Origin of the sequence: Flavonifractor sp. DFI.6.63 (genome assembly GCF_024462255.1) — a bacterium.
GTDB lineage: Bacteria > Bacillota > Clostridia > Oscillospirales > Oscillospiraceae > Lawsonibacter_A > Lawsonibacter_A hominis.
The window spans coordinates 37,419-58,943 of the sequence record NZ_JANGBE010000014.1; the positions used below are offsets into that span (position 1 = coordinate 37,419).

The 21,525-nt window shown below is 65.1% G+C and carries 21 protein-coding genes; 4 read left to right on the top strand and 17 right to left on the bottom strand.

The features are described from left to right. Positions 1 to 20 precede the first annotated feature (20 nt). From NE547_RS09230 to NE547_RS09280, 11 genes are all read right to left on the bottom strand, one after another. Positions 21 to 284 (bottom strand): HPr family phosphocarrier protein, encoded by a 264-nt coding sequence (locus tag NE547_RS09230; RefSeq protein ID WP_007495691.1) that lies wholly within the window; start codon positions 282 to 284, stop codon positions 21 to 23. A 133-nt stretch (positions 285 to 417) separates the two neighbouring features. Next, positions 418 to 2,787 carry an endonuclease MutS2 gene (locus NE547_RS09235; RefSeq protein ID WP_256175560.1) on the bottom strand — a complete coding sequence of 790 codons (2,370 nt, stop codon included), beginning with the start codon at positions 2,785 to 2,787 and terminating at the stop codon, positions 418 to 420. Positions 2,788 to 2,820: 33 nt separating this feature from the next. Then, positions 2,821 to 3,690, bottom strand: a complete 870-nt coding sequence (locus NE547_RS09240; protein ID WP_186906304.1) for a PhzF family phenazine biosynthesis protein — start codon at positions 3,688 to 3,690, stop codon at positions 2,821 to 2,823. A gap of 1 nt (position 3,691) precedes the next feature. Then, positions 3,692 to 4,447, bottom strand: a complete 756-nt coding sequence (recO, locus tag NE547_RS09245) for a DNA repair protein RecO (RefSeq protein ID WP_186906305.1) — start codon at positions 4,445 to 4,447, stop codon at positions 3,692 to 3,694. Between the two features lie 535 nt (positions 4,448 to 4,982). Then, complete coding sequence (gene era / locus NE547_RS09250) at positions 4,983 to 5,876, bottom strand: GTPase Era (RefSeq protein ID WP_186906306.1); 894 nt, start codon at positions 5,874 to 5,876, stop codon at positions 4,983 to 4,985. Between the two features lie 51 nt (positions 5,877 to 5,927). Continuing rightward, a complete protein-coding gene (gene ybeY / locus NE547_RS09255; protein ID WP_186906307.1) occupies positions 5,928 to 6,431 on the bottom strand; it encodes an rRNA maturation RNase YbeY in 504 nt (167 codons plus the stop codon). Beyond that, positions 6,428 to 7,390 (bottom strand): PhoH family protein, encoded by a 963-nt coding sequence (locus NE547_RS09260; RefSeq protein WP_186906308.1) that lies wholly within the window; start codon positions 7,388 to 7,390, stop codon positions 6,428 to 6,430. Before NE547_RS09260 ends, ybeY begins: the two co-directional genes overlap by 4 nt. A gap of 20 nt (positions 7,391 to 7,410) precedes the next feature. Beyond that, a complete protein-coding gene (locus NE547_RS09265; RefSeq protein ID WP_256175563.1) occupies positions 7,411 to 8,655 on the bottom strand; it encodes a sporulation protein YqfD in 1,245 nt (414 codons plus the stop codon). A 14-nt stretch (positions 8,656 to 8,669) separates the two neighbouring features. After that, positions 8,670 to 8,951, bottom strand: a complete 282-nt coding sequence (locus tag NE547_RS09270) for a YabP/YqfC family sporulation protein (protein WP_186906310.1) — start codon at positions 8,949 to 8,951, stop codon at positions 8,670 to 8,672. Positions 8,952 to 9,349: 398 nt separating this feature from the next. Next, positions 9,350 to 9,619 (bottom strand): DUF1905 domain-containing protein, encoded by a 270-nt coding sequence (locus tag NE547_RS09275; protein WP_186906311.1) that lies wholly within the window; start codon positions 9,617 to 9,619, stop codon positions 9,350 to 9,352. After that, the gene (locus NE547_RS09280) at positions 9,600 to 10,613 is read right to left on the bottom strand and encodes a tRNA nucleotidyltransferase (RefSeq protein ID WP_256175565.1); all 1,014 of its coding nucleotides are present in this window, start codon (positions 10,611 to 10,613) and stop codon (positions 9,600 to 9,602) included. Before NE547_RS09280 ends, NE547_RS09275 begins: the two co-directional genes overlap by 20 nt. Positions 10,614 to 10,717: 104 nt before the next feature. On the opposite strand from NE547_RS09280, the gene murC reads away from it, so the two are divergent. Then, positions 10,718 to 12,094: a UDP-N-acetylmuramate--L-alanine ligase gene (gene murC, locus NE547_RS09285; RefSeq protein WP_186906313.1), complete on the top strand. Its 1,377-nt coding sequence runs from the start codon at positions 10,718 to 10,720 to the stop codon at positions 12,092 to 12,094. 96 nt (positions 12,095 to 12,190) lie between these two features. On the opposite strand, the gene NE547_RS09290 is transcribed toward murC, so the two are convergent. The 6 genes from NE547_RS09290 to NE547_RS09315 all read right to left on the bottom strand — a co-directional run bounded on the left by NE547_RS09290 (position 12,191) and on the right by NE547_RS09315 (position 17,704). Further along, positions 12,191 to 13,213, bottom strand: coding sequence for a rod shape-determining protein (locus NE547_RS09290; RefSeq protein WP_186906314.1), 1,023 nt, complete (start codon positions 13,211 to 13,213; stop codon positions 12,191 to 12,193). 126 nt (positions 13,214 to 13,339) lie between these two features. Next, the gene (locus tag NE547_RS09295; RefSeq protein ID WP_186906315.1) at positions 13,340 to 13,996 is read right to left on the bottom strand and encodes a ComF family protein; all 657 of its coding nucleotides are present in this window, start codon (positions 13,994 to 13,996) and stop codon (positions 13,340 to 13,342) included. After that, complete coding sequence (locus NE547_RS09300) at positions 13,993 to 14,169, bottom strand: hypothetical protein (protein ID WP_186906316.1); 177 nt, start codon at positions 14,167 to 14,169, stop codon at positions 13,993 to 13,995. The genes NE547_RS09295 and NE547_RS09300 overlap by 4 nt, the downstream gene beginning before the upstream one ends. 199 nt (positions 14,170 to 14,368) lie before the next feature. Then, positions 14,369 to 16,582, bottom strand: a complete 2,214-nt coding sequence (locus NE547_RS09305) for an ATP-dependent RecD-like DNA helicase (RefSeq protein WP_256175568.1) — start codon at positions 16,580 to 16,582, stop codon at positions 14,369 to 14,371. Between the two features lie 241 nt (positions 16,583 to 16,823). After that, positions 16,824 to 17,156 carry a hypothetical protein gene (locus NE547_RS09310; protein ID WP_256175570.1) on the bottom strand — a complete coding sequence of 111 codons (333 nt, stop codon included), beginning with the start codon at positions 17,154 to 17,156 and terminating at the stop codon, positions 16,824 to 16,826. A 59-nt stretch (positions 17,157 to 17,215) separates the two neighbouring features. Next, a complete protein-coding gene (locus NE547_RS09315; RefSeq protein WP_369807580.1) occupies positions 17,216 to 17,704 on the bottom strand; it encodes a COG2426 family protein in 489 nt (162 codons plus the stop codon). 376 nt (positions 17,705 to 18,080) lie between these two features. Between NE547_RS09315 and pyrE the strand changes: the two genes are divergently transcribed. From pyrE to uvrB, 3 genes are all read left to right on the top strand, one after another. Further along, positions 18,081 to 18,755, top strand: coding sequence for an orotate phosphoribosyltransferase (pyrE, locus tag NE547_RS09320; RefSeq protein WP_256175572.1), 675 nt, complete (start codon positions 18,081 to 18,083; stop codon positions 18,753 to 18,755). A 32-nt stretch (positions 18,756 to 18,787) separates the two neighbouring features. Next, positions 18,788 to 19,471 (top strand): RadC family protein, encoded by a 684-nt coding sequence (locus NE547_RS09325; RefSeq protein ID WP_256175573.1) that lies wholly within the window; start codon positions 18,788 to 18,790, stop codon positions 19,469 to 19,471. 72 nt (positions 19,472 to 19,543) lie between these two features. Then, on the top strand, positions 19,544 to 21,511 hold the full coding sequence (gene uvrB, locus NE547_RS09330; RefSeq protein WP_256175574.1) for an excinuclease ABC subunit UvrB: 1,968 nt from the start codon (positions 19,544 to 19,546) through the stop codon (positions 21,509 to 21,511). The last annotated feature ends 14 nt before the right edge of the window (positions 21,512 to 21,525 follow it).

The following is a 21,525-nucleotide window of genomic DNA, read 5'->3' on the forward strand; positions in this document are numbered from 1 at the left end:
TTTTTTCTCTCGCTCGGTGCTTACTCCGAGAAGTTGGAGGAGATCAGCTCGATGAGCGCTTCCACCGCCTCTTTCTCGTCGGGGCCGTCGGCAATGAGGTTGATGGACGTGCCCTTCACAATGCCCAGGGAAAGGACGCCCAGCAGGCTCTTTGCGTTGACTCTGCGCTCGTCCTTCTCCACCCAAATAGAGCTCTTAAACTCGTTGGCCTTCTGGATGAAGAACGTAGCCGGTCTTGCATGCAGGCCGACCTGGTTGTTCACGACTGCCTCTTTCATATACATAGCGTTTCCCCCCAAGATGCGTTAAGCATACTTCACGTATAGAATAGCAAATTTGTCCCAAACCGTCAATGACAAAATGCACAAATTACGCAGTCGAAACTGTTTTTATTGACGGGGAACCAATACAGGCTCTTTACTTCAGCTCCGCAATCGTCACGCCGTCCTCGCCCTCTCCGTAGCGGCCGGGACGGAAGGATTTGACGTAGCGGCTGCGCTTGAGGTGCTCCCGCACGGCCTTTCGCACCGCGCCGGTGCCCTTGCCGTGGATGATGCGCACCTCATTCAGTTTGCCCAGCACCGCGTTGTCCAGGAACAGATCCAGCGCGCCGACGGCCTCGTCGGTCATCATGCCCCGCAGATCCACCTCCGGAGAGGCCCCCAGGGTGCGCAGCTTGTGCTCCGCCCGCTGGATCAGCTTTTGGGCCTGCTTCCGGGTCTCGCCCTCCACGACCCGCACCTCATCCTGCTTGGCCGTGATGTTCAAGATCCCCGCCTGCAGCTGCAGGGAGCCGTCCTTATTCACGGCGAGCACCGCGGCCTGGGTCCCCATCTTCACCAGCTCCACCGTATCTCCAGCCCGGGCCGGACGGGTGGGGGGCGGCGCGGGCTCCTCGGGCCGCCGGCCCAGCTTTCCCTCCGCCTCGTTGAGTCGGCGGCGCAGGGCGGAGCGCTCGTCGTTGACAGCCTGCCAGTCTTCCTCTTTCCGCTGGCGGCGGCGCATTTCGTTGAGCTGCTGAAACACCTGGTCGGCCGTGCCGCGGGCCTCGTCCAGGATGGCGCGGGCCTCCGCCTGGGCCTTTTCCACGGCCCTGGCCCGCTCGGCCTCCAGCTTGGCCCGGTACTCCCGGATGGTCCTGGAGGATTCCTCCATCTCCCGCCGCAGCCGCCGGGCCTCGTCCTTCTCGCGCTCCATCTGCTGGCGCTGTTCGTCCAGCTGTGTGAGCACATCTTCAAAGCGCACGTTCTCCGCATCGACCCGCTGGGCGGCCTTCTGGATGACCTCACGCGGCAGGCCCAGCCGCTCCGAGATGGCAAACGCGTTGGATTTGCCGGGGATCCCGATCAGCAGCCGGTAGGTGGGCTCCAGCGTCTCCACATTGAATTCGCAGGAGGCGTTTTCCACGCCGGGCGTGGTCATGGCGTATACCTTCAGTTCGGCATAGTGGGTGGTGGCGGCCACCAGGGCGCCCAGCGCCCGGGCGCTCTCGATGATGGCGGCAGCCAGCGCCGCGCCTTCGACCGGATCGGTGCCCGCTCCCAGCTCGTCGAAGAGGATCAGGGTCTCGTCGTCCGCCTGCTGCAGGATGCCCACGATATTGACCATATGGGAAGAGAAGGTGGACAGGCTCTGGGCGATGGACTGCTCGTCCCCCACGTCGGCCAGCACCCGCTGAAACACCCGCACCCGGCTGTCGCCGGAGACCGGGATGTGCAGCCCGCACTGGGCCATCAGGACCAAAAGCCCGATGGTCTTGAGGGTCACCGTCTTGCCGCCGGTATTCGGGCCGGTGATCACCAGAGTGTCGAACGTCTCCCCCAGCATCAGGTCGTTTGCCACCGCCTTGTCCGCGTCCAGCAGCGGGTGGCGGGCGCGGTGCAGATAGACGTCCCGTTCCGTGATCTTCGGCTCGCAGGCCCGCATCCGGTAGGACAGTTTGGCGCGGGCAAAAATGCCGTCCAGGAGCAGCAGCAGGTCATAGTCCTGGGCAAGATCCTCCTTGTGAGCGGCGCACTCCGCGGAGAGCTCCGCCAGGATGCGCTCGATCTCCTTTTCCTCCCGCGCCTGGAGCTCCTTCAGCTCGTTATTGGCCTTCACCACGCCCATGGGCTCGATGAAAAAGGTGGAACCGGAGGAGGATACGTCGTGGACCAGGCCGGGCACATCGTTTTTGTGCTCCGATTTCACCGGTACCACAAAGCGGTCGTTGCGCTGGGTGATGATGGCCTCCTGAAGGTATTTGGCCTGATTGGAGGAGAGCAGCCGGTTCAGGATGTCCCGCACCTTGGAGGCGGTGGAACGGATATGCCGCCGGATGGCGGCCAGCTCCGGGCTGGCCGCGTCGGCGATCTCCTCCTCCCCCAGGATGGAGCCGGTGATCTTCTCCTCCAGGAAACGGTTTGCCGTCAGGGAGCGGAACAGGTGGTCGATACAGCTTTTCGCACCCTCGCCGCCCTCGCCGTAGTCCTTTGCGGAGCGCGCCGCGCGCAGCACCGCCGCGATCTCCAACAGCTCCCGGGTATTCAGGCTCCCCCCCATGTCGGCGCGCTGAAGGGAGGCGCGCACCGGCTTGACGCCGGAAAAAGAAGGGGTGCCCCGCACCGTCATCATCGTCACGGCGGCCGTGGTCTCGGCCTGGGCGCGGCGCACGTCGCCGGCGTCGGTCATGGGCCGCAGCGCCAGACAGCGCTGCTTGCCCTCCTCGGTCACCGCCTGGTCCGCCAGCAGCTCCAGCACCCGGGGCAGCTCCAGGGTATGAATGGATTTTTCAAACAAATCGGTCATAGGTGATTCTCCAAACTGACAGGATCGGCGGGCTCACTCCCCCAACAGCGCACACCGCAGGGAGAGGACCGCCCGGCCGCCCACACGGACGCGGACCTTCCCGTCCGTGTCCGTCAGGCGGCTCAAGATCTCCGAGGGCTTGCCCATCGCCTCGCCCTGGAGGAACCGGTTCTCGCCGCCGGGACACACCAGCCCCCGGCGGTACAGGTAATCGGTCAGCGCGCCGTTGGAGGTGCCGGTGGCCGCCTCCTCCGGAATGGCATAAAGGGGGGCAAAGTTGCGGCAGCGGGCGGTCACGCCCGGCGCGTCCCCCAGGCAGAACATGTGCACGCCCACCACGCCGTAGCGCCGGGACAGCGCCGTGACGGTCCGTTCGTCCTGCACGGCCCGCCCCAGGGCCGCCCCGTCCTTCACCGGCAGCAGGATATCCATAAGCCCGGTGCTGACCGCCTGTGCCTCCAGCTGCGCCGGGCGGTCGGCCAGCGTCAGGCCGTACGCGGCATACAGTTCGGCCTGTTCTTCCGCGGAGAAGGTCCTCCCCTGCGCCGGCGGCGCCATGTCCATCCACACGGCGTTTTGCTCCACCCCGATCTCCAGCACGCCGGAGCGGGTGGTCAGCGTGCACGCGCCGGGGCGGACGCCCCCGGTTTCCCGCAGGACGGTGAACGCCGCGATGGTGGCGTGGCCGCACAGGTCCACCTCCTCCGCCGGGGTAAAGTAGCGGATGTGGAAGGAGCGCTCCCCGGTCTGCCGCACGAAGGCGGTCTCCGAGTGCTTGAGTTCCCCCGCCAGAGCCCGCAGGAAGCCTTCCTCCGGGAAGGGCTCCCGCCCCAGCAGGGCCACCCCGGCCTGATTGCCGCAAAAGCGCGTGGCGGTAAAGGCGTCGGCTATGTACAGTTCCACATTACATCCCCGCTTTCAGTTGTTTATAAAAGTCCAGCGTCTGGAAGCCCCGGTCCAGCTGGCCGGTCAAAAAACGCTCGCACACCTCCGCCAGACAGGCGAGAGCCGCCCCGTCCGCCGGAACGGAAAACAGCCGCTTTGGGTCGCCGTAGACGATGTGCCGCATCGCCTCCAGCGTGCCGCCCTCCAGCGGCAGAAAGGGCCCGTCCCCCGCCCCGGCCCGGCAGCGCCCGCAGCAGAGCACCCCTTCGGACAGGCTCAGCTGGGGCTGCTCCGGCGCAGGCACGCCGCAGACGGCGCAGGCGTCCAGCAGCGGTTCATATCCCGCCAAACACATCAGCCTGAGCTCAAAGGCGGCCTTCACCAGCGCCTGCGGCTTGTTCAGCTTGTCCAGCGCGTAGAGGGTGTTCAGGATCAGGGACAACAGCTCCGGATCGCTCCGCCCCTCCTCCGCCACCGCTTCCAGCACCTGCGCACAGTAGGACCCCAGGGCCAGCTTTTCCACGTCGGCTTTCACGCCCCAGAACTGTTGGAGGGATTCCGCCTCGTTGAGGGTATAGTAGTCCCGATACTCGAACAAGGTCATTTCGGAGTACACCAGCAGCTGGGCACAGGCCGCCAAGCGGCTCCCCTTCCTTCGGCAGCCCCGGGCCTTGACGGTGCGTTTGCCGCCCTCGGCGGTAAGCACCGTCAAGATCTTGTCCGCCTCCTTGTAGTTGACCTCCCGGAGCACCAGGCCCTGGGTATTGATGTGCATAACCCTTCCCCCGTTTGCCGAAGCGCGTATCCGGCCGTCGTCTGGGCCGGCCCTATGTAGGCGGGCCCGAACGCCCGCCCGGATCAGGCCGTTTTCACCGTCCGCGCCGCGGCCTCCTCCGCCTTCAGCCGGCAGTAGAGGCTGTACGCCTCAGGCAGGCCGGTCTCCAGGAAAAACCGCCAAAACGCTTGACTGTCCATACCGCAGCCCCCCTTTTCCGTCTGTTAGGTTGGCCCCGGCGGCGGGCTTTATGAGCGGTAAAATTTGATGGCCCGCCCGTCCCATCCGCTTACCGGAACGTCGGCCCCGGCGGTTTCCTGCCGTTTACTCGTCCCGGTAGCCGAAGTTCTTGAGCAAATTCACCTGGTCTCTCCCGTTTGCCCACGGGACGTCCCGTCCCGCGGGGCCCCGATTCTCTCTTCCTCGGGCGGAATGAATCCGCCCTGCGGCAAGGTTTGCTCTGCAAACGCTTGGCGCGCCGGGGCGCGGCCCGCTCACGCGGGCAAGAAAACCGGCTTGGGTCCGCCGGAGCGCGTCACTCGTCCCGGTAGCCGAAGTTCTTGAGCAAATTCACCTGGTCTCTCCAGTTTTCTTTGACCTTCACCCAGGTCTGAAGGAAGACCTTCTCGCCCATGAAGCGCTCGATATCCTCCCGCGCCAGGGTGGAGATCTTTTTCAGCATGGCGCCGCCCTTGCCGATGATGATCCCCTTGTGGCTGTTTTTTTCACAGTAAATGGTGGCGTCCAGGTCGATCATGCCGTCTTCTCTCTGGGAAAATTTCGTCACCTCCACAGCGGTGCCATGGGGGATCTCCTTGTCCAGGCAGAGCAGCAGCTTCTCCCGCACGATCTCGGCGCACACCTGCCGCTCGGGCTGGTCGGTGATCATATCCTCGGGAAAAAGCCGGGGCCCTTCCGGCAGGAAGCGCTCCAACACCTCCAGGAGCTCGTCCACCCCTTCGCCGTCCTTGGCGGAAATGGGCACGATGGCGGCAAACGCATGCGCCTGGGCATAGGTCTGGATCACGGCCAGCAGCTCGTCCTTCTTCACGGTATCAATTTTGTTGACCGCCAGTACGGCGGGCATGTCCAGGGCCTTGATGCGCTGGATGAGCTCCTCCTCCGGCGCGCCGACGTTGGCGATGGGCTCCACCAGCAGCAGCACCGCGTCCACGTCGGCCACGCTTTGGCGCACCACGCCCACCATATACTCTCCCAGCCGGGTGCGGGCCCGGTGCAGCCCCGGCGTATCCAGGAACACGAACTGGCTCTCCCCCCGATTCAGGATCGCGCAGATCCGGTTGCGGGTGGTCTGGGGCTTATTGGTGACGATGGCGATCTTCTCGCCCACCAGGGCGTTGGTCAGGGTGGACTTGCCCACATTGGGCCGGCCCACAATGGCGATCATGCCGGATTTTGTCTTGTCCATAGGTGATCCTCAGCTTTCTTGAGCAATTTTGTACTGCCTGGCCAAGCCTTCTTACCCCTCCGCCGTCTCCCGGGGGATCCCCAGTGCGCCCAGGATAGTCTCCTCCCGGGCGCGCATCCGGCGCTTCTGCTCCCCCTCATCCAGGTGGTCATACCCCAGCAGGTGCAGCACCGAGTGCACCGCCAGATAGGCCGTCTCCCGCCGGGCGCCGTGGCCGTACTCCTCCCCCTGGGCCTTTGCCCGCTCCAGGGAGAGGACCATGTCCCCCAGGGGGACCAGGCCGCTGCCGGGGTCGGCCTCCACATCTTCCAACGCGGGCGGCGTCCCCGGGGCAAGCTCGAACATGGGGAAGGAGAGCACGTCGGTCGGACGGTCTACCCCACGCTGCTGCAAATTGATGGCATGGATGCCGGCGTCGTCGGTAAGCAGCACGTCCACCTCGCAGTCAAACGCCACCCCTTCCGCCTCCAGGACGGCGGGGATGACCCGTTGGAGCAGCGCGGCGTACTCCTCCGCGCCCTCCGTCTCCGATTCGATGATGATCTGATGGTTCATTTCGTCCTCCGCTCCTCGTCCTGCTCGTAGGCCTTGATGATGCGCTGCACGATCACGTGGCGCACCACGTCGGCCTCGCCCAGGCGGCAGATGGCGATGTCCTCCACGTTCTGGAGCACCCGCATGGCCTCTTTGAGGCCCGAGACCTTATCGGCCGGCAGGTCGATCTGGGTGATATCGCCGGTGATGACGATCTTGGAGCCGAAGCCCAGACGGGTGAGGAACATCTTCATCTGCTCCCGGCTGGTGTTCTGCGCCTCGTCCAGGATGATGAAGGAGTCGTCCAGAGTGCGCCCCCGCATATAGGCCAGCGGGGCCACCTCGATGTTGCCGCGCTCCAGATACTTGTTGTAGGTCTCCGCCCCCAGCATGTCGAAGAGCGCGTCGTACAAGGGCCGCAGGTAAGGGTCCACCTTGCTTTGCAGGTCGCCGGGCAGAAAGCCCAGCCGCTCCCCCGCCTCCACCGCCGGGCGGGTGAGAATGATGCGGTTGACCTGCTTTTCCCGAAAGGCGGCCACCGCGGCGGCCACCGCCAGATAGGTCTTGCCGGTCCCCGCCGGCCCCACCCCCAGGGTAACGGTATTCTTTCGGATGGCGTCCACATATCGTTTCTGGCCCAGGGTCTTGGCCTTGATGGGCTTGCCCTTGGCGGTGACGCAGAGCACGTCCTTGGCGATGTCGTTGATATGCTCCTCATTTCCCGCCCGGACCAGGTTGATGATATAGCGCACGTTCTGTTCGGTGATGGTCTCCTTCCGGGCCGCCAGGGACAGCAGCCCCTGGATGGCCTTTACCCCGTAGAGGACGTTTTCCGCCTCTCCGGAGATCTTCAGCTCCGAATCCCGGCTGACTACGCTGACGCCCAGCTCGTGCTCGATGATCTTGATGTTCTCGTCAAAGGACCCGAACAGGTCCACCGCCTGCTCCATGCGCTCCACACTGATGGTCTGTTCTATCATTGGTACGCCTCATTTTCCTGTTATACTTCCGGCTGGGACTCCTGGGCAGCCGTCTCCGGCAGCCCCTGCGCCGGGACGAACCGCCCGATCTCCTCCCGGCATTCCGCCTGGAGGGTCACCCGCAGCATCCCGTCCCGTTCGGCGGCGGAAAACGCCGTGCTCACCGCCTCGCCGTCCCCCAGCGCCGCCCGGAGGGCCAGTTCCAGCCGCTCCTCCAGCAGGGCCTGCGCCGCCGCGCGGTCAATGGGAGCCGGGACGGTCACATATTCCCGCACCGTCTCACGCTTCAGCGTCAGGGGCAACTCCCGGCCGCTGGGCAGAGCCGCCGTCCACGCTCGACTCATTTTATCATACTCCGGGAAGGAAATTCCACTGTTTTGCGAAAAAACCGTCCGCACGCCCAAAAATGTCAGGCTCCAGCAGGTCTCCTCCGAGCCGGTATACTGCTTCACCTGGGCCTCCAGAGGGATCTGGGCCGTCAGCGTACGCCAGGTGCGGGCATATATCCGCCCGGCGGCCCGCACCTGGCTCCAGCCCAGGTCCACGCCGCCGCCGTATTTCGGCCCCGGAAGCTTGACGCTGCCGCTGATGAGCACGTCTCCCGCCGCCACGGTGTCCCCTTCCTGACAGACCGCCTCCCCAGAGAGCACCTCCATGTGGGAGACGATGCCCCCCGACTCGGCCACCACGTCCCCCACAACGCTCCCGTCCTCCGCGGGCGGTTTTTTGACTGCCTCCCGCACCAGCACCTGGGCCCTGGTACCGTGGAGGTTAATGGCCATCCAGGACAGGTCGGGCAGCTGGAGCAGGGCCTCGTGGGCCAGATCCCGCTCATCCAGCCCGGGACCGTATACGCCCACCCGCAGCCCCTGCCGCCGCAGTTCGGAGAGGATCTGGGCGGTGGGCACCGTCTCGTTTCCCTCCACATCGATGATCAGGATGAACCGGGAGAGCACCAGCACTGCGGTCAGGGACAGGCAAAGCCCCACCAGCAGGGCGTACCGCTTCCGGAACCGCTCCAGAAAAAAAGGCACGCCTCCGGTCTTTACCCGGCTGAGCTCACACAGGACCCGTCCGGCCAGCTCCGGGGCGGCGCGGCCGCCCGCGCGGGTCAGGGTAAGGCGCAGCCGGGTGGCTTCCAGCCACTCCACGTCCCAGAAGGCTATACCGTTCTGGGCGCACAGATTCAAAAACCGCTCCGGAAACGCGCCGGAGACCTCCAGGCGGACGCTCCCCCGCAGGCCGTTGATCATCTTGCGCAGCAAGCCGTCCCCTCCCCTCAGGTCAGATCCACGCCATGGATGTCGCCGGTAATGAGCAACTGGCTGGCGTTCATGGAGCGCAGCTCCAGCCCCGTTCCATGCACCTTCACTACCAGCTTGCCGCCGGAGACATGGATCTCGTCGGCGCCATAGGCCAGGATGCCCTTGTGGTTCTCCATGCGCAGCTCCCGGCTTCCGGTGATCTCGATGCGGGGCAGCCCCGCCACTACGTCGCCGGGCAGGTCGAAGACCTCCGCCGTCTTCTCCAGCAGCCCTTCCCGCTTCTTGCCCCGTTCCATCCCATCGCCCTCCCCGTCCCTAATCTCTATGCGGGCGGACGGTCCATCTTGCCTGTCCCCGGCAAATCGGCGGCAACGGCGAGGGCGGGACCCCTGTCCCGCCCTCAGGCTCTCAAAAAAGTGGCTGCGCCGCTTTCTCGAGAAGGATGCAGCCCGTGAGTGCGCTCCCTGTCCGCCAAAGGCGGACAGGGAGCGCACTCACGGGCTGAGCAGTGTTTTCTGCCACGTACGCGCCGCGGCAGAAAACGGATTACGCCCCTTTCGCGCCTGCACCCCAAGGATATTTCCGTGCCTGCTCTGCAGGCTTGGGCACGGGCGCGAAACGCTGCGAGGCTTGTTCGACACGCTGGGCCGGGATATCGCGCTTCAGCCGCCGAGGGCGGGCCTTCCAGTCCATGCTATGCCCGCTCCCGGAGCGTCACACGGACCGTGTCGCCCGGCTTCTTGCCCAGCTTGGCCCGGATCTCCTTCCGCACTCCCACGATGTGCGCCGGCGTGCCCATGCGCACCAGGCTCCCGTCGTAGGGGATCCCGTCAAAGGTGACGTGCACCTTGACCCGTCCTTTCCCAAACACGGCCCGGACATCGTATGGAAACTCCACATAGGCCCCGTCGATCTCCGGCACCTTTTGCAGCACCGCGTCAAATTCATAGACCGTTTCGTCCATACCGCCACTCCCTGACCACCTGCAACAGCCGTTCCCGTTCATTTTCCCCCGGATGCTCCAGAAGATACCGGGCCAGCCGCCGCTGCATGCGGCCGATCTGAGGTCCCTCCAGCCCCAGCCTCTCCAGCTCTCCGCCGGAGAGCGCCAGCTGTTTCACCTGTTCCGCCTCGGGGTGGAGCACGCAGCGGCGCAGGGCGCGCGATACGGGCAGAGCGGTGATGGGAAATCCGGTCGCTGCGCAGAAGGCCCGCCAGCGGGGGCCGGGAGCCGCCTGCGCCGCCCCCAGTCCGGACAGGTCCGGGGCCGTCCGGACCGGATACAGGTGCTCCAGCAGCCCCAGCTCCAGCAGCAGCCCCGCCCGCTCCGGGCGGTCGGAGAGCAAGATCTTTTCCACCTCCGCCTTGACCCGCTCCCCGGACACCCGGGCCGTCCGGCCGGCGTTCCGGCGTATGGCCGCCAGGGTGGCGTCCTCGATCGAAAAATCCAGCTGGGCGGCAAAACGCACCGCCCGCAGCATCCGCAGCGCGTCCTCGGCAAAGCGCCGGTCGGGGTCCCCGACGCAGCGGATCTGGCGGCGGGCCAGGTCCGCCTGCCCGCCGGAGGGATCGATCACCTCCCCCTCCGTCGAGAGCGCCATGGCGTTGACGGTGAAATCCCGGCGGGAGAGATCCTCCGCCAGTCCAACGTCAAAGCGCACCCCGTCCGGACGCCGCCCGTCGGCGTAGCCGCCCTCCCGCCGGAAGGTGGTCACCTCCACCGCCCCGCTCTCCGTCAGGACGGTGACGGTTCCGTGGCGCAGGCCCGTGGGAAGGGTACGGGGAAACAGCGCCATGACCTGCTCCGGCCGGGCGGAGGTGCACACATCGTAATCCCCCGGCGTCCTCCCCAACAGCAGGTCGCGCACGCATCCCCCCACCGGATGGGCCTCGCAGCCCGCGCCCCGCAGGGTATCCAGCAGGGCGGCCACCCCGGCCGGAATGGGCCAGCTCCTCATTTTTTCACCGCCTTTTGGTATCTTTTCCTTGCTATTCGCCTATAATGGTTTATAATATATGATTCGTAACCATTATAAACTTGAAAAGAGGGCGTGTAAACCCTATGGCAGCAACCAGCATTCATGATTTCATCGTTCCCGGCCGCCGGGCCCATCTGGTCGGCATCGGCGGGGTATCCATGTCCCCTCTGGCCGAGGTGCTCAAGGGCATGGGGATGATCATTACCGGCTCCGACCTGCATGAGAGCGCCGCGGTGGCCCATCTGCGCTCTCTGGGCATTCCCGTGACCATCGGCCATTGGGCCAAGAGCGTGGAGGGCGCGGACCTGGTCGTCCGCACCGCCGCCGTACATGACGACAATCCCGAGATCGCCGGGGCCCGCGCCCTGGGTATCCCGATCTTTGAACGCGCCCAGGCCTGGGGCTCCATCATGCGCAGCTACAAAAACGCGCTGTGCATCTCGGGCACCCACGGCAAGACCACCACCACTTCCATGTGCACCCACATCATCATGGCCGCCGGGCTGGACCCCACCGTCATGATCGGCGGCACCCTGCCCCTGCTGGGCGCGGGCCATCGGGTGGGCCGCGGGGACACCATCATCCTGGAGAGCTGCGAATACTGCAACTCCTTCCTCTCCTTTTACCCCACCGTGGCGGTCATTCTGAACATTGAGGCCGACCATCTGGACTTTTTCCGCGATCTGGAGGATGTGGAGCACTCCTTCCGCGCCTTCGCCGACCGGGTCCCCCAGGGCGGCGTGATCGTGGCCAACGCCGACGACGCCAACACCATGCACACGCTGGAAGGAGAAACGCGCGCCGTGCGCACCTTCGGTCTGGAGCACGGAGACGTACATGCCGCCAACCTGGTCTGGGACCAGGGCCTGCCCTGCTTCGACGTGATGTGGCGGGAACAGATCTTTACCCATGTCTCCCTGCGGGTGCCGGGACTGCACAACGTAAAAAACGCCCTGGCCGCCGCCGCCGCCGCCATCGCGCTGGCCGTGCCGCCTCAGGCCGTGGCCGACGGGCTGAACGCTTTCCGGGGCGCAGGCCGGCGCTTCGAACACAAGGGTTCCTACCACGGCGCGGAGGTCTATGACGACTACGCCCACCACCCCGGAGAGCTGCGCGCCCTGCTGGACACCGCCGGGCGTCTGGGCTATGAGCGGATCATCTGCGCCTTCCAGCCCCACACCTACTCCCGCACCAAGGCCCTGTTCGACGACTTCGTGGAGGTGCTCAAGCAGCCCGACCTGACGCTGCTGGCGGAGATCTTTGCCGCCCGGGAGACCAACGAGATCGGCATCTCCTCCAAAGATCTGGCGGCCAGGATCCCGGGCAGCCGGTACTTCGCCACGCTGCCGGAGCTGGCCGAACACTTGAAGGCCCTCGCCCGGCCGGGCGATCTGATCCTCACCGTGGGGGCCGGGGACATCTATACCGTGGGCGAAGAGCTCACAGGCCCGGAGATCTGAAACAAACGCTGTAAAACGGAGGGACCAGCCCGCGGGCTGGTCCCTCTTTTCCTAACCAGGGGGACTGCGCCCCCTCTGGAAGGCGGCGCCGGCCGCCTAGTTCATCTGTTTGCGCCGGGAGAGATTGATGGTGCCGTCCTGCATGTCGCTGACGTTTTCCAGGCTTTTTCCGGTACCGTAGGCCACGCAGGAGATCGCGTCGTCGGCCACATGGGTCTCGATGCCGGTGTGGGACTCGATCAGCTTGTCAAAGCCCCAGACCAGGCTGCCGCCGCCGGTCATGACGATGCCGTTGGTGGAGATATCCGCCACCAGCTCGGGGGGCGTGCGCTCCAGCACGCCGTGGATGGCCTCCAGAATGCGGGTGGAGACCTCCTCGAAGGCCTCGATCATCTCGCTGGAGGATACGGTAAACACCCGGGGCAGCCCGGTCATCAGGCAGCGCCCCTTGATCTCCAGGGTCTGCTCCTCCGGCCGGGGGAACACGCAGCCGATCTGCATCTTCAGCTCCTCGGCGGTGCGCTCACCGATCAGTACATTGTGCTTGCGCCGTATGTACTTCACGATGGCCTCGTCAAACTGGTCGCCGGCGATCTTGATGGAGGTGGACTCCACGATGCCGGACAGGGAGATGACGGCGATGTCGGTGGTGCCGCCGCCGATGTCCACGATCATATGACCATCGGGCTTGGCGATGTCGATGCCCGCGCCGATGGCGGCCGCCACAGGCTCCTCGATGAGGTACACCCGCCGCGCGCCGGCCTGGATGCCCGCGTCAATGACGGCGCGCTCCTCCACCTCGGTGATGCCGGAGGGCACGCAGATGACCACCCGGGGCTTGAACAGGCGGAAGGAGGTCACCTTGCGGATAAACTCCTTGAGCATCCGCTCGGTCATGTCGTAATCGGAGATGACGCCCTCCCGCAGGGGCCGGATGGCGACGATATTGCCGGGGGTACGCCCCAGCATCTGCTGGGCCTCGGCGCCCACCTTGAGCAGCTTGCCCGTATTTTTGTCGATGGCGACCACGGAGGGCTCCCGCAGGACCACGCCCCTGCCCTTCACATAGACCAGGATGGACGCCGTACCCAGGTCGATGCCAATATCCTTACTGAACATACCTGCACCTCGAAGTCTTGAAAGCTTTTGTTTTATTTTATCCCATAATCTCATAGCTAATCCCTTATATTATACAGTTGTACGCGGGGTTTTTCAACGCCATTTTACCGAAAATCCCGAAAAACCTTACCGGGCCCGCGCCAGCGCCGCGCAGAGCACCTCCTTCGCCCCCGCTGAGCGCAGCACTCTGGCGCATTCGGAGAAGGTGGAACCGGTGGTGATGATGTCGTCCACGAGCAGCACCCGTTTGTCCCGCACCAGCTCCGGCTCCACCGCGGCATAGGCGCCCAGCACATTGGCCCGGCGCCGCGCCTCCCCCTCCAGCCGGGACTGCACGGCGGTATCCCGGCCCTTGCGCAGCGTCTCCACCGCCACATCCCCCAGCTCCAGCGCCGCGGCGGCGCAGAGCAGGAAGGCCTGGTCGTAGCCCCGCTCGCGCCGGCGCTCCCGGGACAACGGCACCCAGGAGATCAGGTCATACCGGTCCGCCAGATGGTCGCGGACACACTGGGCCAGCAGCCTGCCGTAAGCCCGGTGGTAAGCCTGCCGCCCCTTGAATTTGTACCGGTGCAGGGAATCCCGCACCGCCCCCTGATACCGCAGGGGCGAGACACACAGGGCAAACCATTCCCCGTCCTGCTCCGCATCCGCCCCCTCCAGCCAGGGCAGCGTCCGCCGGCATTGGGCGCACAGGTCCCGCTCACGCGCGGCCAGCACCCTGCCGCAGAACACGCAGCGGGGCGGGAAGAGGAGGTCCAGCAGCAGCCGCGCCGGGCCGTTCATTTCCCATCCTCCGGCGGGATGGGCCCGTGCTCCTTTTCAAATTCCCGGATACAGCTCTGGATCAGGTAGAGGATCTGTCCGCTCATCGAACGGCCCTCGTAGGCCGCCACGTATTGGATCTTGTCGTGAAGGGCCTTGTCCGTGCGGATACTCAGGTGATTGGTCTTTTCCATATGTTCTGCCTCTCCTCATCCTCAGGTAAGCAAAGCATACCGTCTGCATAAGCTTTTAGTTTATTCTTAGCGCATTTTTACGGCGCAAAATTTGTAGATTTCCCTCGTTTCCAAGACAGCGCCGTACCGGGCGGACGCTTCCTGTCCGCCATAGGCCGCGGCCTGTCCCGAACAGCGGCAAGGCCATGGTTCCAGCCGCTCACGCCGTCCCCCCGGCCAGACGCCAGCGCAGTCCGGAGTAGCGCCGCTGCTGGCGGTCGTTGGCGGTCATGCGCGCCACCACCTCCTCGTCGCCCACGATGATGAGCAGCTCCCGGGCCCGGGTGATGGCGGTGTAGAGCACCCCGCGGGTGAGCAGCATGGGCGCGCCGTCGCAGGCGGCCAGGATCACCGCCCGATACTCGCTGCCCTGGGCCTTGTGGACGGTGATGGCGTAAGCGCTCTCCAGCTCTCCCAGCATGTCGGGGGTATACTCCACCACCCGGCCCTCAAAGTCCACGGTGATGGTCTCGCTGCGGTTATCCACCGTCTCCACCCGTCCGATATCCCCATTGAACACGCCCATGCCCGAGCTCAGGCCGTTTTTCTCCCGCCACATCACGTCGTAATTGTTGCGCACCTGCATGACCCGGTCGCCCTCCCGGAAGATCGACTCCCCGAAACGGCGCTCCGGTTTTCCTTCGCCCGGCGGGTTGACCGCCGCCTGGATGGCACGGTTGAGAGCCGCGGTGCCCGCCTGGCGCCTGCGGGTAGGCGAGAGCACCTGGATCTGCTCCGGCGGGATGCCCATGTTCTTGGGCAGGCGGGTGCGCACCAGCTCCACGATGGTCTCGGCCGCCCGCTGAGGCTCTTTCCGGCGCAGGAAGAAAAAGTCCCCCTTATTGTCCCGCAGATCGGGCAGCTCGCCCCGGTTGACCCCGTGGGCGCTGCGGATGATGGCGCTCTCGGCGGCCTGACGGAAGATCTCGGTCAGGCGCACCATGGGCACCGCCCGGCTGCGGATGAGGTCGGAAAACAGATTGCCCGGTCCCACGCTGGGCAGCTGGTCCGCGTCCCCCACCAGGATCAGCCGGCAGTCGTCCCGCAGGGCGCACAGCAGCGCCCGCATCAGGGTGATATCCACCATAGAGGTCTCGTCCACAATGACCGCGTCCGCTTTCAGGGGGTCCTGTTCGTCGTGGGCGAAGACCAGACGGCCGGAATGGGGGTCATACTGGGTCTCCAGCAGGCGGTGGATGGTGGCCGCCTCCATGCCGCACAGCTCTCCCAGCCGCTTGGCCGCGCGGCCGGTGGGAGCGGCCAGTGCCGTTTCCAGGCCCAGCGCCTCAAAGAGCGCCAGCACGCCCCGCAGGGAGGTGGTCTTTCCGGTCCCGGGGCCGCCGGTGAGCAGCATTACCTGCCGCTGCGCCGCCAGCTCCACGGCCTGACGCTGCTGAGGGGCGTAAACAATGCCCTGCTCGCTCTGGATCTTCCCAATGAGCCGGTCCAGCCCGGGGGGAGGGACCAGCTCGCCCTCCGCCAGGCTGCGGATGCGCCAGGCGACGTACTGCTCGGCCTCGTACAGGTCGCGGAGGTAGACGGCCTGCTCTCCCGCCACCGGCTCCTGGATCGCCTCGCCCCGCTCCAGAAGGGCCTCCAGGCCGTCCTCCAGGGCCTCCTCCTCCACGCCGATGAGCTGCGCGGTGGCCCACAGAAGTTTGCGCCGGGGCAGAAAGGTGTGCCCGTTGTCCAGATTGTGGGTCAGCTCGAACAGGAGCCCCGCCTCAATGCGCTGGGGGTCGTCCCCCTCCATGCCAAGGTCCAGCGCCAGGCTGTCGGCCGTGGCGAACGCCACCCCCAACTCCCCGTCCACCAGCAAGTAGGGATTGGCCCGCACCGCCTCGAGCGCCTGGTCGCCATAGCGGCGGTACAGGGGCATGGCCAGCTGGAGCGGCACGTCGTGCGCGCCCAGAAATTCCAGCAGGCGGCGCATGCCCATCTGAAGCCGGAAGTTCTCCCCCATCGCCAACGCCCGCTTGCGGGTGACGCCATGGATGGCGGTGAGCCGCTCCGGATGCTCCTCCAGAACGGTGAGGGCCTCGGCCCCAAATTCCTCCACCATCCGCCGGGCGGTGGCCGCGCCGATCCCCCGGACCGCGCCGGAGGCGAGATACTCAAAAATGGCCTTCTCTCCGGCGGGCATGCGCCGCTCCACCGTCTCCGCCTTGAACTGCTCTCCATAGGAGGCATGGCGCATCCAGGTCCCCCGGACCGTGATACGCTCGCCGGGGGCCACGCCGGGCAGACAGCCCACCACCGTCACGCCCCCAGACTCCCCCGCGTCCAGCTTGAGCACCGTATAGCCGTTCTCCCGGTTCTGGTAGATCACGGCTTCCACGGTCCCCTCGATGAGATTCCATTCCGCCTCCTGCATGGGCCGCCCTCTCCTTTCCAGGGACTGCGCAAAACGAAGACAGCCCCCACTCAGAAGATTGTAACACCGGAAGGCCGATTTGTCGAACCCCGGAAAAGCGCCGCCCCCACCCGCCTGCGCGGGCCGGCGGGAGCGGCTGCGGCCGGCAGGGCAAAAACCGCAGCAGGCCGGAGCGGCCGCAGATCGTTCCGTGCGCTCCGGACGGGAGCGCACGGCTCCGCGCCGTGCCGGGCAGCGCGATTCACCGGCTCCCTATGTACTCGGACAAACGCTCCATGGGGCAGACCACCAGTCCCCGGTCCCGGGCCAGCAGAGCGCTGGCCGCCGCCCGGCCCGCGGCGTTCAGCCCGCCGTCGGCGATCACAATGGTGAACCGCGCCAGCTCGCCGCCCCGCAGCCACAAAAGCCCCCTCACATCCTGCTCCAGGTTGGCCCCGTCGCCGCTGGCGGGGATCACGGCGTACACGCCGCCGCTCCCCACAGGGCACACCAGCCGGCCGAACAGGACCCAGCCCAGTCCCAGCAGCCCCGCCGCCGCCAGCAGGACCAGCACTACCTCCAAAATGGGATTCAACGCCCTCACCTCCAGACCATTCTATGCCGGAGGGCGCGGCAATGACAGCCGCCGGGCGCTCAGTGGATGGTAGCCACCACCATCCCCGTGGCCAGCGTCATGATGAGCCCGGCGGTGACCACGCCCAAAAAGATGGAGGGCAGCGCACGGCGCAGGGGCATGTCCAGGAAGGCCGCCGCCAGCGCGCCCGTCCAGGCCCCGGTGCCCGGCAGGGGGATGGCCACGAAGACAAACAGCCCCAGATATTTGTATTTGCTCACCTTGCGGCCCTTCAAATGGGCTTTGCGCTCCAGTTTGTCCACCAGGCGGTTGAGCTTGGGGAAACGGCGGCGCAGCCACAGAAAGATCCGGCGGATATAGACGATGATGAACGGCACGGGGATCAGATTGCCCACCACCGCGGCGCACAGGGCCGCCCAGGGGGGCAGGCCCAGCGCCGTGCCGAAGGGGACGCCGCCCCGCAGTTCGATCACCGGGATCATGGAGACCAGCAGGGTAAAGACCATCTCCCCCAGCCGGCTGTCCGTCAGCCATTGCAGCAGATTCACGCAGAACACCTCTCAGACGTGCTGGCACCGGCTTGCGCACCATACCCGTAAGGCTATGGCGCGGCCGCCGCGCGGATAAGCCGCACCGCGGTTTGCTCAGCGGAGTTTATTGTATCATAAGTCCGGCCCGGATAACATTAAGTTTTTGTGAAAAACCCCGCTCAACCTTCCGCCTGCAGAAAAAGTCCTGCAGCGTCTCGCCGTTTCTGCGGCGCAAGAAAGTGGAGGCCGTTTCTGCGGCGGCGTATACGCTGCAGAAACGGCCTCCCGGCAGGACGGCAAAAGCCGCTTTGCCGAACGTCCAACTTCCTCTTGTCCCCGCCTGCGCCCAGTGATATAATATTTCGACTTCATTTGAGAAAAGGGGCTGGCCGCTATGACCTATCAAGAAGAATTCATTACCTTTATGGTGCGCTCCGGCGTGCTCACCTTTGGGGACTTCACCACCAAATCCGGGCGCAGTACCCCCTACTTTATCAACACCGGCAACTACAGGACCGGCGCCCAGGCCGCCAAGCTGGGGGACTACTACGCCGCCTGTATCCAGCAGAACCTGCCCGACGGGGCGGACTGCCTGTTCGGCCCCGCCTATAAGGGCATCCCCCTGGCGGTGTCCGCCGCCGCATCGCTGTACCGCAATTACGGCCGCGATCTGCCCTACTGCTTCAACCGCAAGGAGGCCAAGGACCACGGCGAGGGCGGCTGCATGGTGGGCTACAAGCCCCAGGACGGGGACAAGCTCGTCATCGTAGAGGACGTGGTCACCGCGGGTACCGCCGTGCGGGAGTCCATCGAGCTGTTCAAACATGTGGCCGACGTGAAGATGCGCGCCCTCATCGTCTCCGTGGACCGGATGGAGCGCGGCACCCGGGACTGCTCCACCCTGGACGAGCTGCGGGAGGACTACGGCATCGCCGTGTACCCCATCGTCACCGTCCGGGAGATCCTCTCCTTCCTCCACAACCGCCCCGTGGACGGCAAAATCGTTATTGACGACGCCGTGAAGGCCCGCATGGAAGCCTATCTGGAGCAGTACGGCGCCAGAGGCTGATTTTGGGTTATCCTATGGAGAGGAGGTCCGGTATGGGCGCTCACGACGGTCACCGCAGCCGGTTGAAAATGGAGTTTCTGGCCCGGCCGGACTCCTTTCCCGACCACAAGCTGCTGGAGCTGCTGCTGTTCTACGCCAACCCCCGAAGCGACACCAACCCGCTGGCCCATACCCTGTTGGAGCAATTCGGCTCCCTGGCGGGCGTACTGGACGCAACGCCGGAGCAGCTGCAAAAGGTCCCCGGCGTGGGGACGCACGCCGCCGTGCTCTTCAGGGCGGCAAAGGAGCTCTCCGGCCGCTATCTGGCGGGGCGCACCCGTATGGACGTGGTCGCCCAGGGCAGCCGGGACTATTATCCCATCCTGCGCCCCTATTTCTTCGGGGCGCGGAACGAGCAGGTCTATCTGCTGTGCATGGACGGCAAGCAGAAGGTGCTGGGGGTACGCAAGATCGGCGAAGGCAACGTGAACGCCGTGGCGGTGACCACCCGCCTGATCGTGGAGGCGGCGCTCTCCCTGAACGCCGTTCGGGTGGTGCTCTCCCACAATCACGTCTCCGGGCTGGCGTTTCCCTCGGAGGACGACATCGCCACCACCTACAGCCTGCAGGGCATACTGGGACAGGTCGGGGTGACGCTGTGCGATCATCTGGTCTTTGTGGATGACGACATGGTCTCCCTCCGGGACAGCGGCTTCTACAAAACCGAGGAAGCCTGAAAATAAGGCTTGCAATAGAACATTTGTTTTGCTAGAATGGATGTACGAATACGGACGGGAGGAGGGGGCGGCATGCCGAAATTCGAAGTGGTCAGCGAATATACTCCGGCGGGCGACCAGCCGGAGGCCATCGAAGCGCTGGCCGCAGGACTGGAAAACGGGCTGAACGAGCAGACGCTTCTGGGCGTCACCGGCTCGGGCAAGACGTTTACCATGGCCAAGGTGATCGAGGCCGTCCAGCGTCCCACCCTGGTGCTGGCCCACAACAAGACCCTGGCCGCCCAGCTGTGCGCCGAATTCAAGGAATTCTTTCCCCACAACGCGGTGGAGTATTTTGTGTCCTACTACGATTACTACCAGCCCGAGGCCTATATTCCCCATACGGATACCTTTATCGAGAAGGACTCCGCCATCAACGAGGAGATCGACCGGCTGCGCCTGTCCGCCACCGCTTCTCTGATGGAGCGGCGGGACGTGATCGTGGTGTCCTCGGTCTCCTGTATCTATGGCCTGGGCGAGCCGGAGGACTTTGCTAAAATGATGGTCTCCCTCCGGGTGGGGGCCGCGATGGAGCGGGATGAGCTGCTGAAAAAGCTCATCGCCATCCGCTACGAACGCAACGACATCGCCTTTGAGCGCAACATGTTCCGGGTGCGGGGGGACACGGTGGAGATCTTTCCCGCCTACTGGCAGGACTCCGCCATCCGGGTGGAGTTTTTTGGGGACGAGATCGACCGCATCAGCGAGATCAACGTCGTCACCGGCGCGCCCATCCGCCGTCTGGAGAACATCCCCGTCTGGCCCGCCACGCACTACGTCACGCCCAAGGAAAAAATGGACACCGCCGTTCAGGAGATCTACCGGGAGCTGGAGGAGCGGGTGGCTTTTTTCGAGGCCAACAACCAGCTCATCGAGGCCCAGCGCATCAAGCAGCGCACCATGTACGACGTGGAGATGATGCAGGAGCTGGGCTACTGCTCCGGGATCGAGAATTACTCCCGGGTCATCGAGGGCCGCCCGGTGGGCTCTCCCCCCCACACTCTGCTGGATTATTTCCCCAGAGATTTTGTGCTTTTCATTGACGAGTCCCACGTGACCCTGCCTCAGGTGCGGGCCATGTACAACGGCGACCGCGCCCGCAAGACGACCCTGGTGGACTACGGCTTCCGCCTGCCCTGCGCCTTCGACAACCGGCCTCTGAAATTTGAGGAGTTTGAAAAGCGGCTCCATCAAGTGGTCTACGTCTCCGCCACGCCCGGCGAGTACGAACGCTCCCGCTCGGGGCAGATCGTGGAGCAGGTCATCCGGCCCACAGGCCTGCTGGACCCAAGGATCGAGGTGCGCCCGGTGGAGGGGCAGATCGACGACCTGATCGGGGAGATCAACGAGCGCACCCAGCGCGCCGAGCGGGTACTGGTCACCACCCTCACCAAAAAGATGGCGGAGGACCTGACCAATTACCTGAAAAACGCAGGCATCAAGGTCCGCTACATGCACCACGATATCGACACCATCGAGCGCATGGAGATCATCCGCGACCTGCGCCTGGGCACATTTGACGTGCTGGTGGGCATCAACCTGCTGCGGGAGGGACTGGACCTGCCGGAGGTGAGCCTGGTGGCCATTCTGGACGCAGACAAGGAGGGCTTTCTCCGCAGCGAGACCTCCCTCATCCAGACCATCGGCCGCGCGGCCCGAAACGCGGAGGGCATGGTGGTCATGTATGCCGACAAGATCACGCCCTCCATGCGCCGGGCCATCGATGAGACCGAGCGCCGGCGCGCCAAACAGGATGCATTCAACCAGGCCCACGGCATCGTCCCCAAAACCATCATCAAGAGCGTCCGGGACGTGATCGACCTGTCTCAGGGGGAGGATTCCTCCAGGGAGTACGACCCCGACGCGCTTTCGCTCACCAAACCGCAGCGCATGGAGGCCATCGCCAAATTGGAAAAAGAGATGCGGGAAGCCGCCAAGCTGTTGGAATTCGAATATGCCGCCATTCTCCGTGATAAGATCGTCAAGCTCCGGGGCGAGTAAGCTTCCCGCAGCTC

Coding starts and splice junctions, on each gene's coding strand:
- NE547_RS09275 (WP_186906311.1), bottom strand. CDS start 9,619: ATGGACGAAACGGTCTATGAATTTGACGCGGTGCTGCAAAAGGTGCCG.
- NE547_RS09290 (WP_186906314.1), bottom strand. CDS start 13,213: ATGTTCAGTAAGGATATTGGCATCGACCTGGGTACGGCGTCCATCCTG.
- murC (WP_186906313.1), top strand. CDS start 10,718: ATGGCAGCAACCAGCATTCATGATTTCATCGTTCCCGGCCGCCGGGCC.
- NE547_RS09325 (WP_256175573.1), top strand. CDS start 18,788: ATGGGCGCTCACGACGGTCACCGCAGCCGGTTGAAAATGGAGTTTCTG.
- NE547_RS09280 (WP_256175565.1), bottom strand. CDS start 10,613: ATGAGGAGCTGGCCCATTCCGGCCGGGGTGGCCGCCCTGCTGGATACC.
- NE547_RS09270 (WP_186906310.1), bottom strand. CDS start 8,951: ATGGAACGGGGCAAGAAGCGGGAAGGGCTGCTGGAGAAGACGGCGGAG.
- NE547_RS09260 (WP_186906308.1), bottom strand. CDS start 7,390: ATGATAGAACAGACCATCAGTGTGGAGCGCATGGAGCAGGCGGTGGAC.
- NE547_RS09305 (WP_256175568.1), bottom strand. CDS start 16,582: ATGCAGGAGGCGGAATGGAATCTCATCGAGGGGACCGTGGAAGCCGTG.
- NE547_RS09230 (WP_007495691.1), bottom strand. CDS start 284: ATGTATATGAAAGAGGCAGTCGTGAACAACCAGGTCGGCCTGCATGCA.
- NE547_RS09295 (WP_186906315.1), bottom strand. CDS start 13,996: ATGAACGGCCCGGCGCGGCTGCTGCTGGACCTCCTCTTCCCGCCCCGC.
- NE547_RS09300 (WP_186906316.1), bottom strand. CDS start 14,169: ATGGAAAAGACCAATCACCTGAGTATCCGCACGGACAAGGCCCTTCAC.
- NE547_RS09235 (WP_256175560.1), bottom strand. CDS start 2,787: ATGACCGATTTGTTTGAAAAATCCATTCATACCCTGGAGCTGCCCCGG.
- recO (WP_186906305.1), bottom strand. CDS start 4,447: ATGCACATCAATACCCAGGGCCTGGTGCTCCGGGAGGTCAACTACAAG.
- ybeY (WP_186906307.1), bottom strand. CDS start 6,431: ATGAACCATCAGATCATCATCGAATCGGAGACGGAGGGCGCGGAGGAG.
- pyrE (WP_256175572.1), top strand. CDS start 18,081: ATGACCTATCAAGAAGAATTCATTACCTTTATGGTGCGCTCCGGCGTG.
- era (WP_186906306.1), bottom strand. CDS start 5,876: ATGGACAAGACAAAATCCGGCATGATCGCCATTGTGGGCCGGCCCAAT.
- uvrB (WP_256175574.1), top strand. CDS start 19,544: ATGCCGAAATTCGAAGTGGTCAGCGAATATACTCCGGCGGGCGACCAG.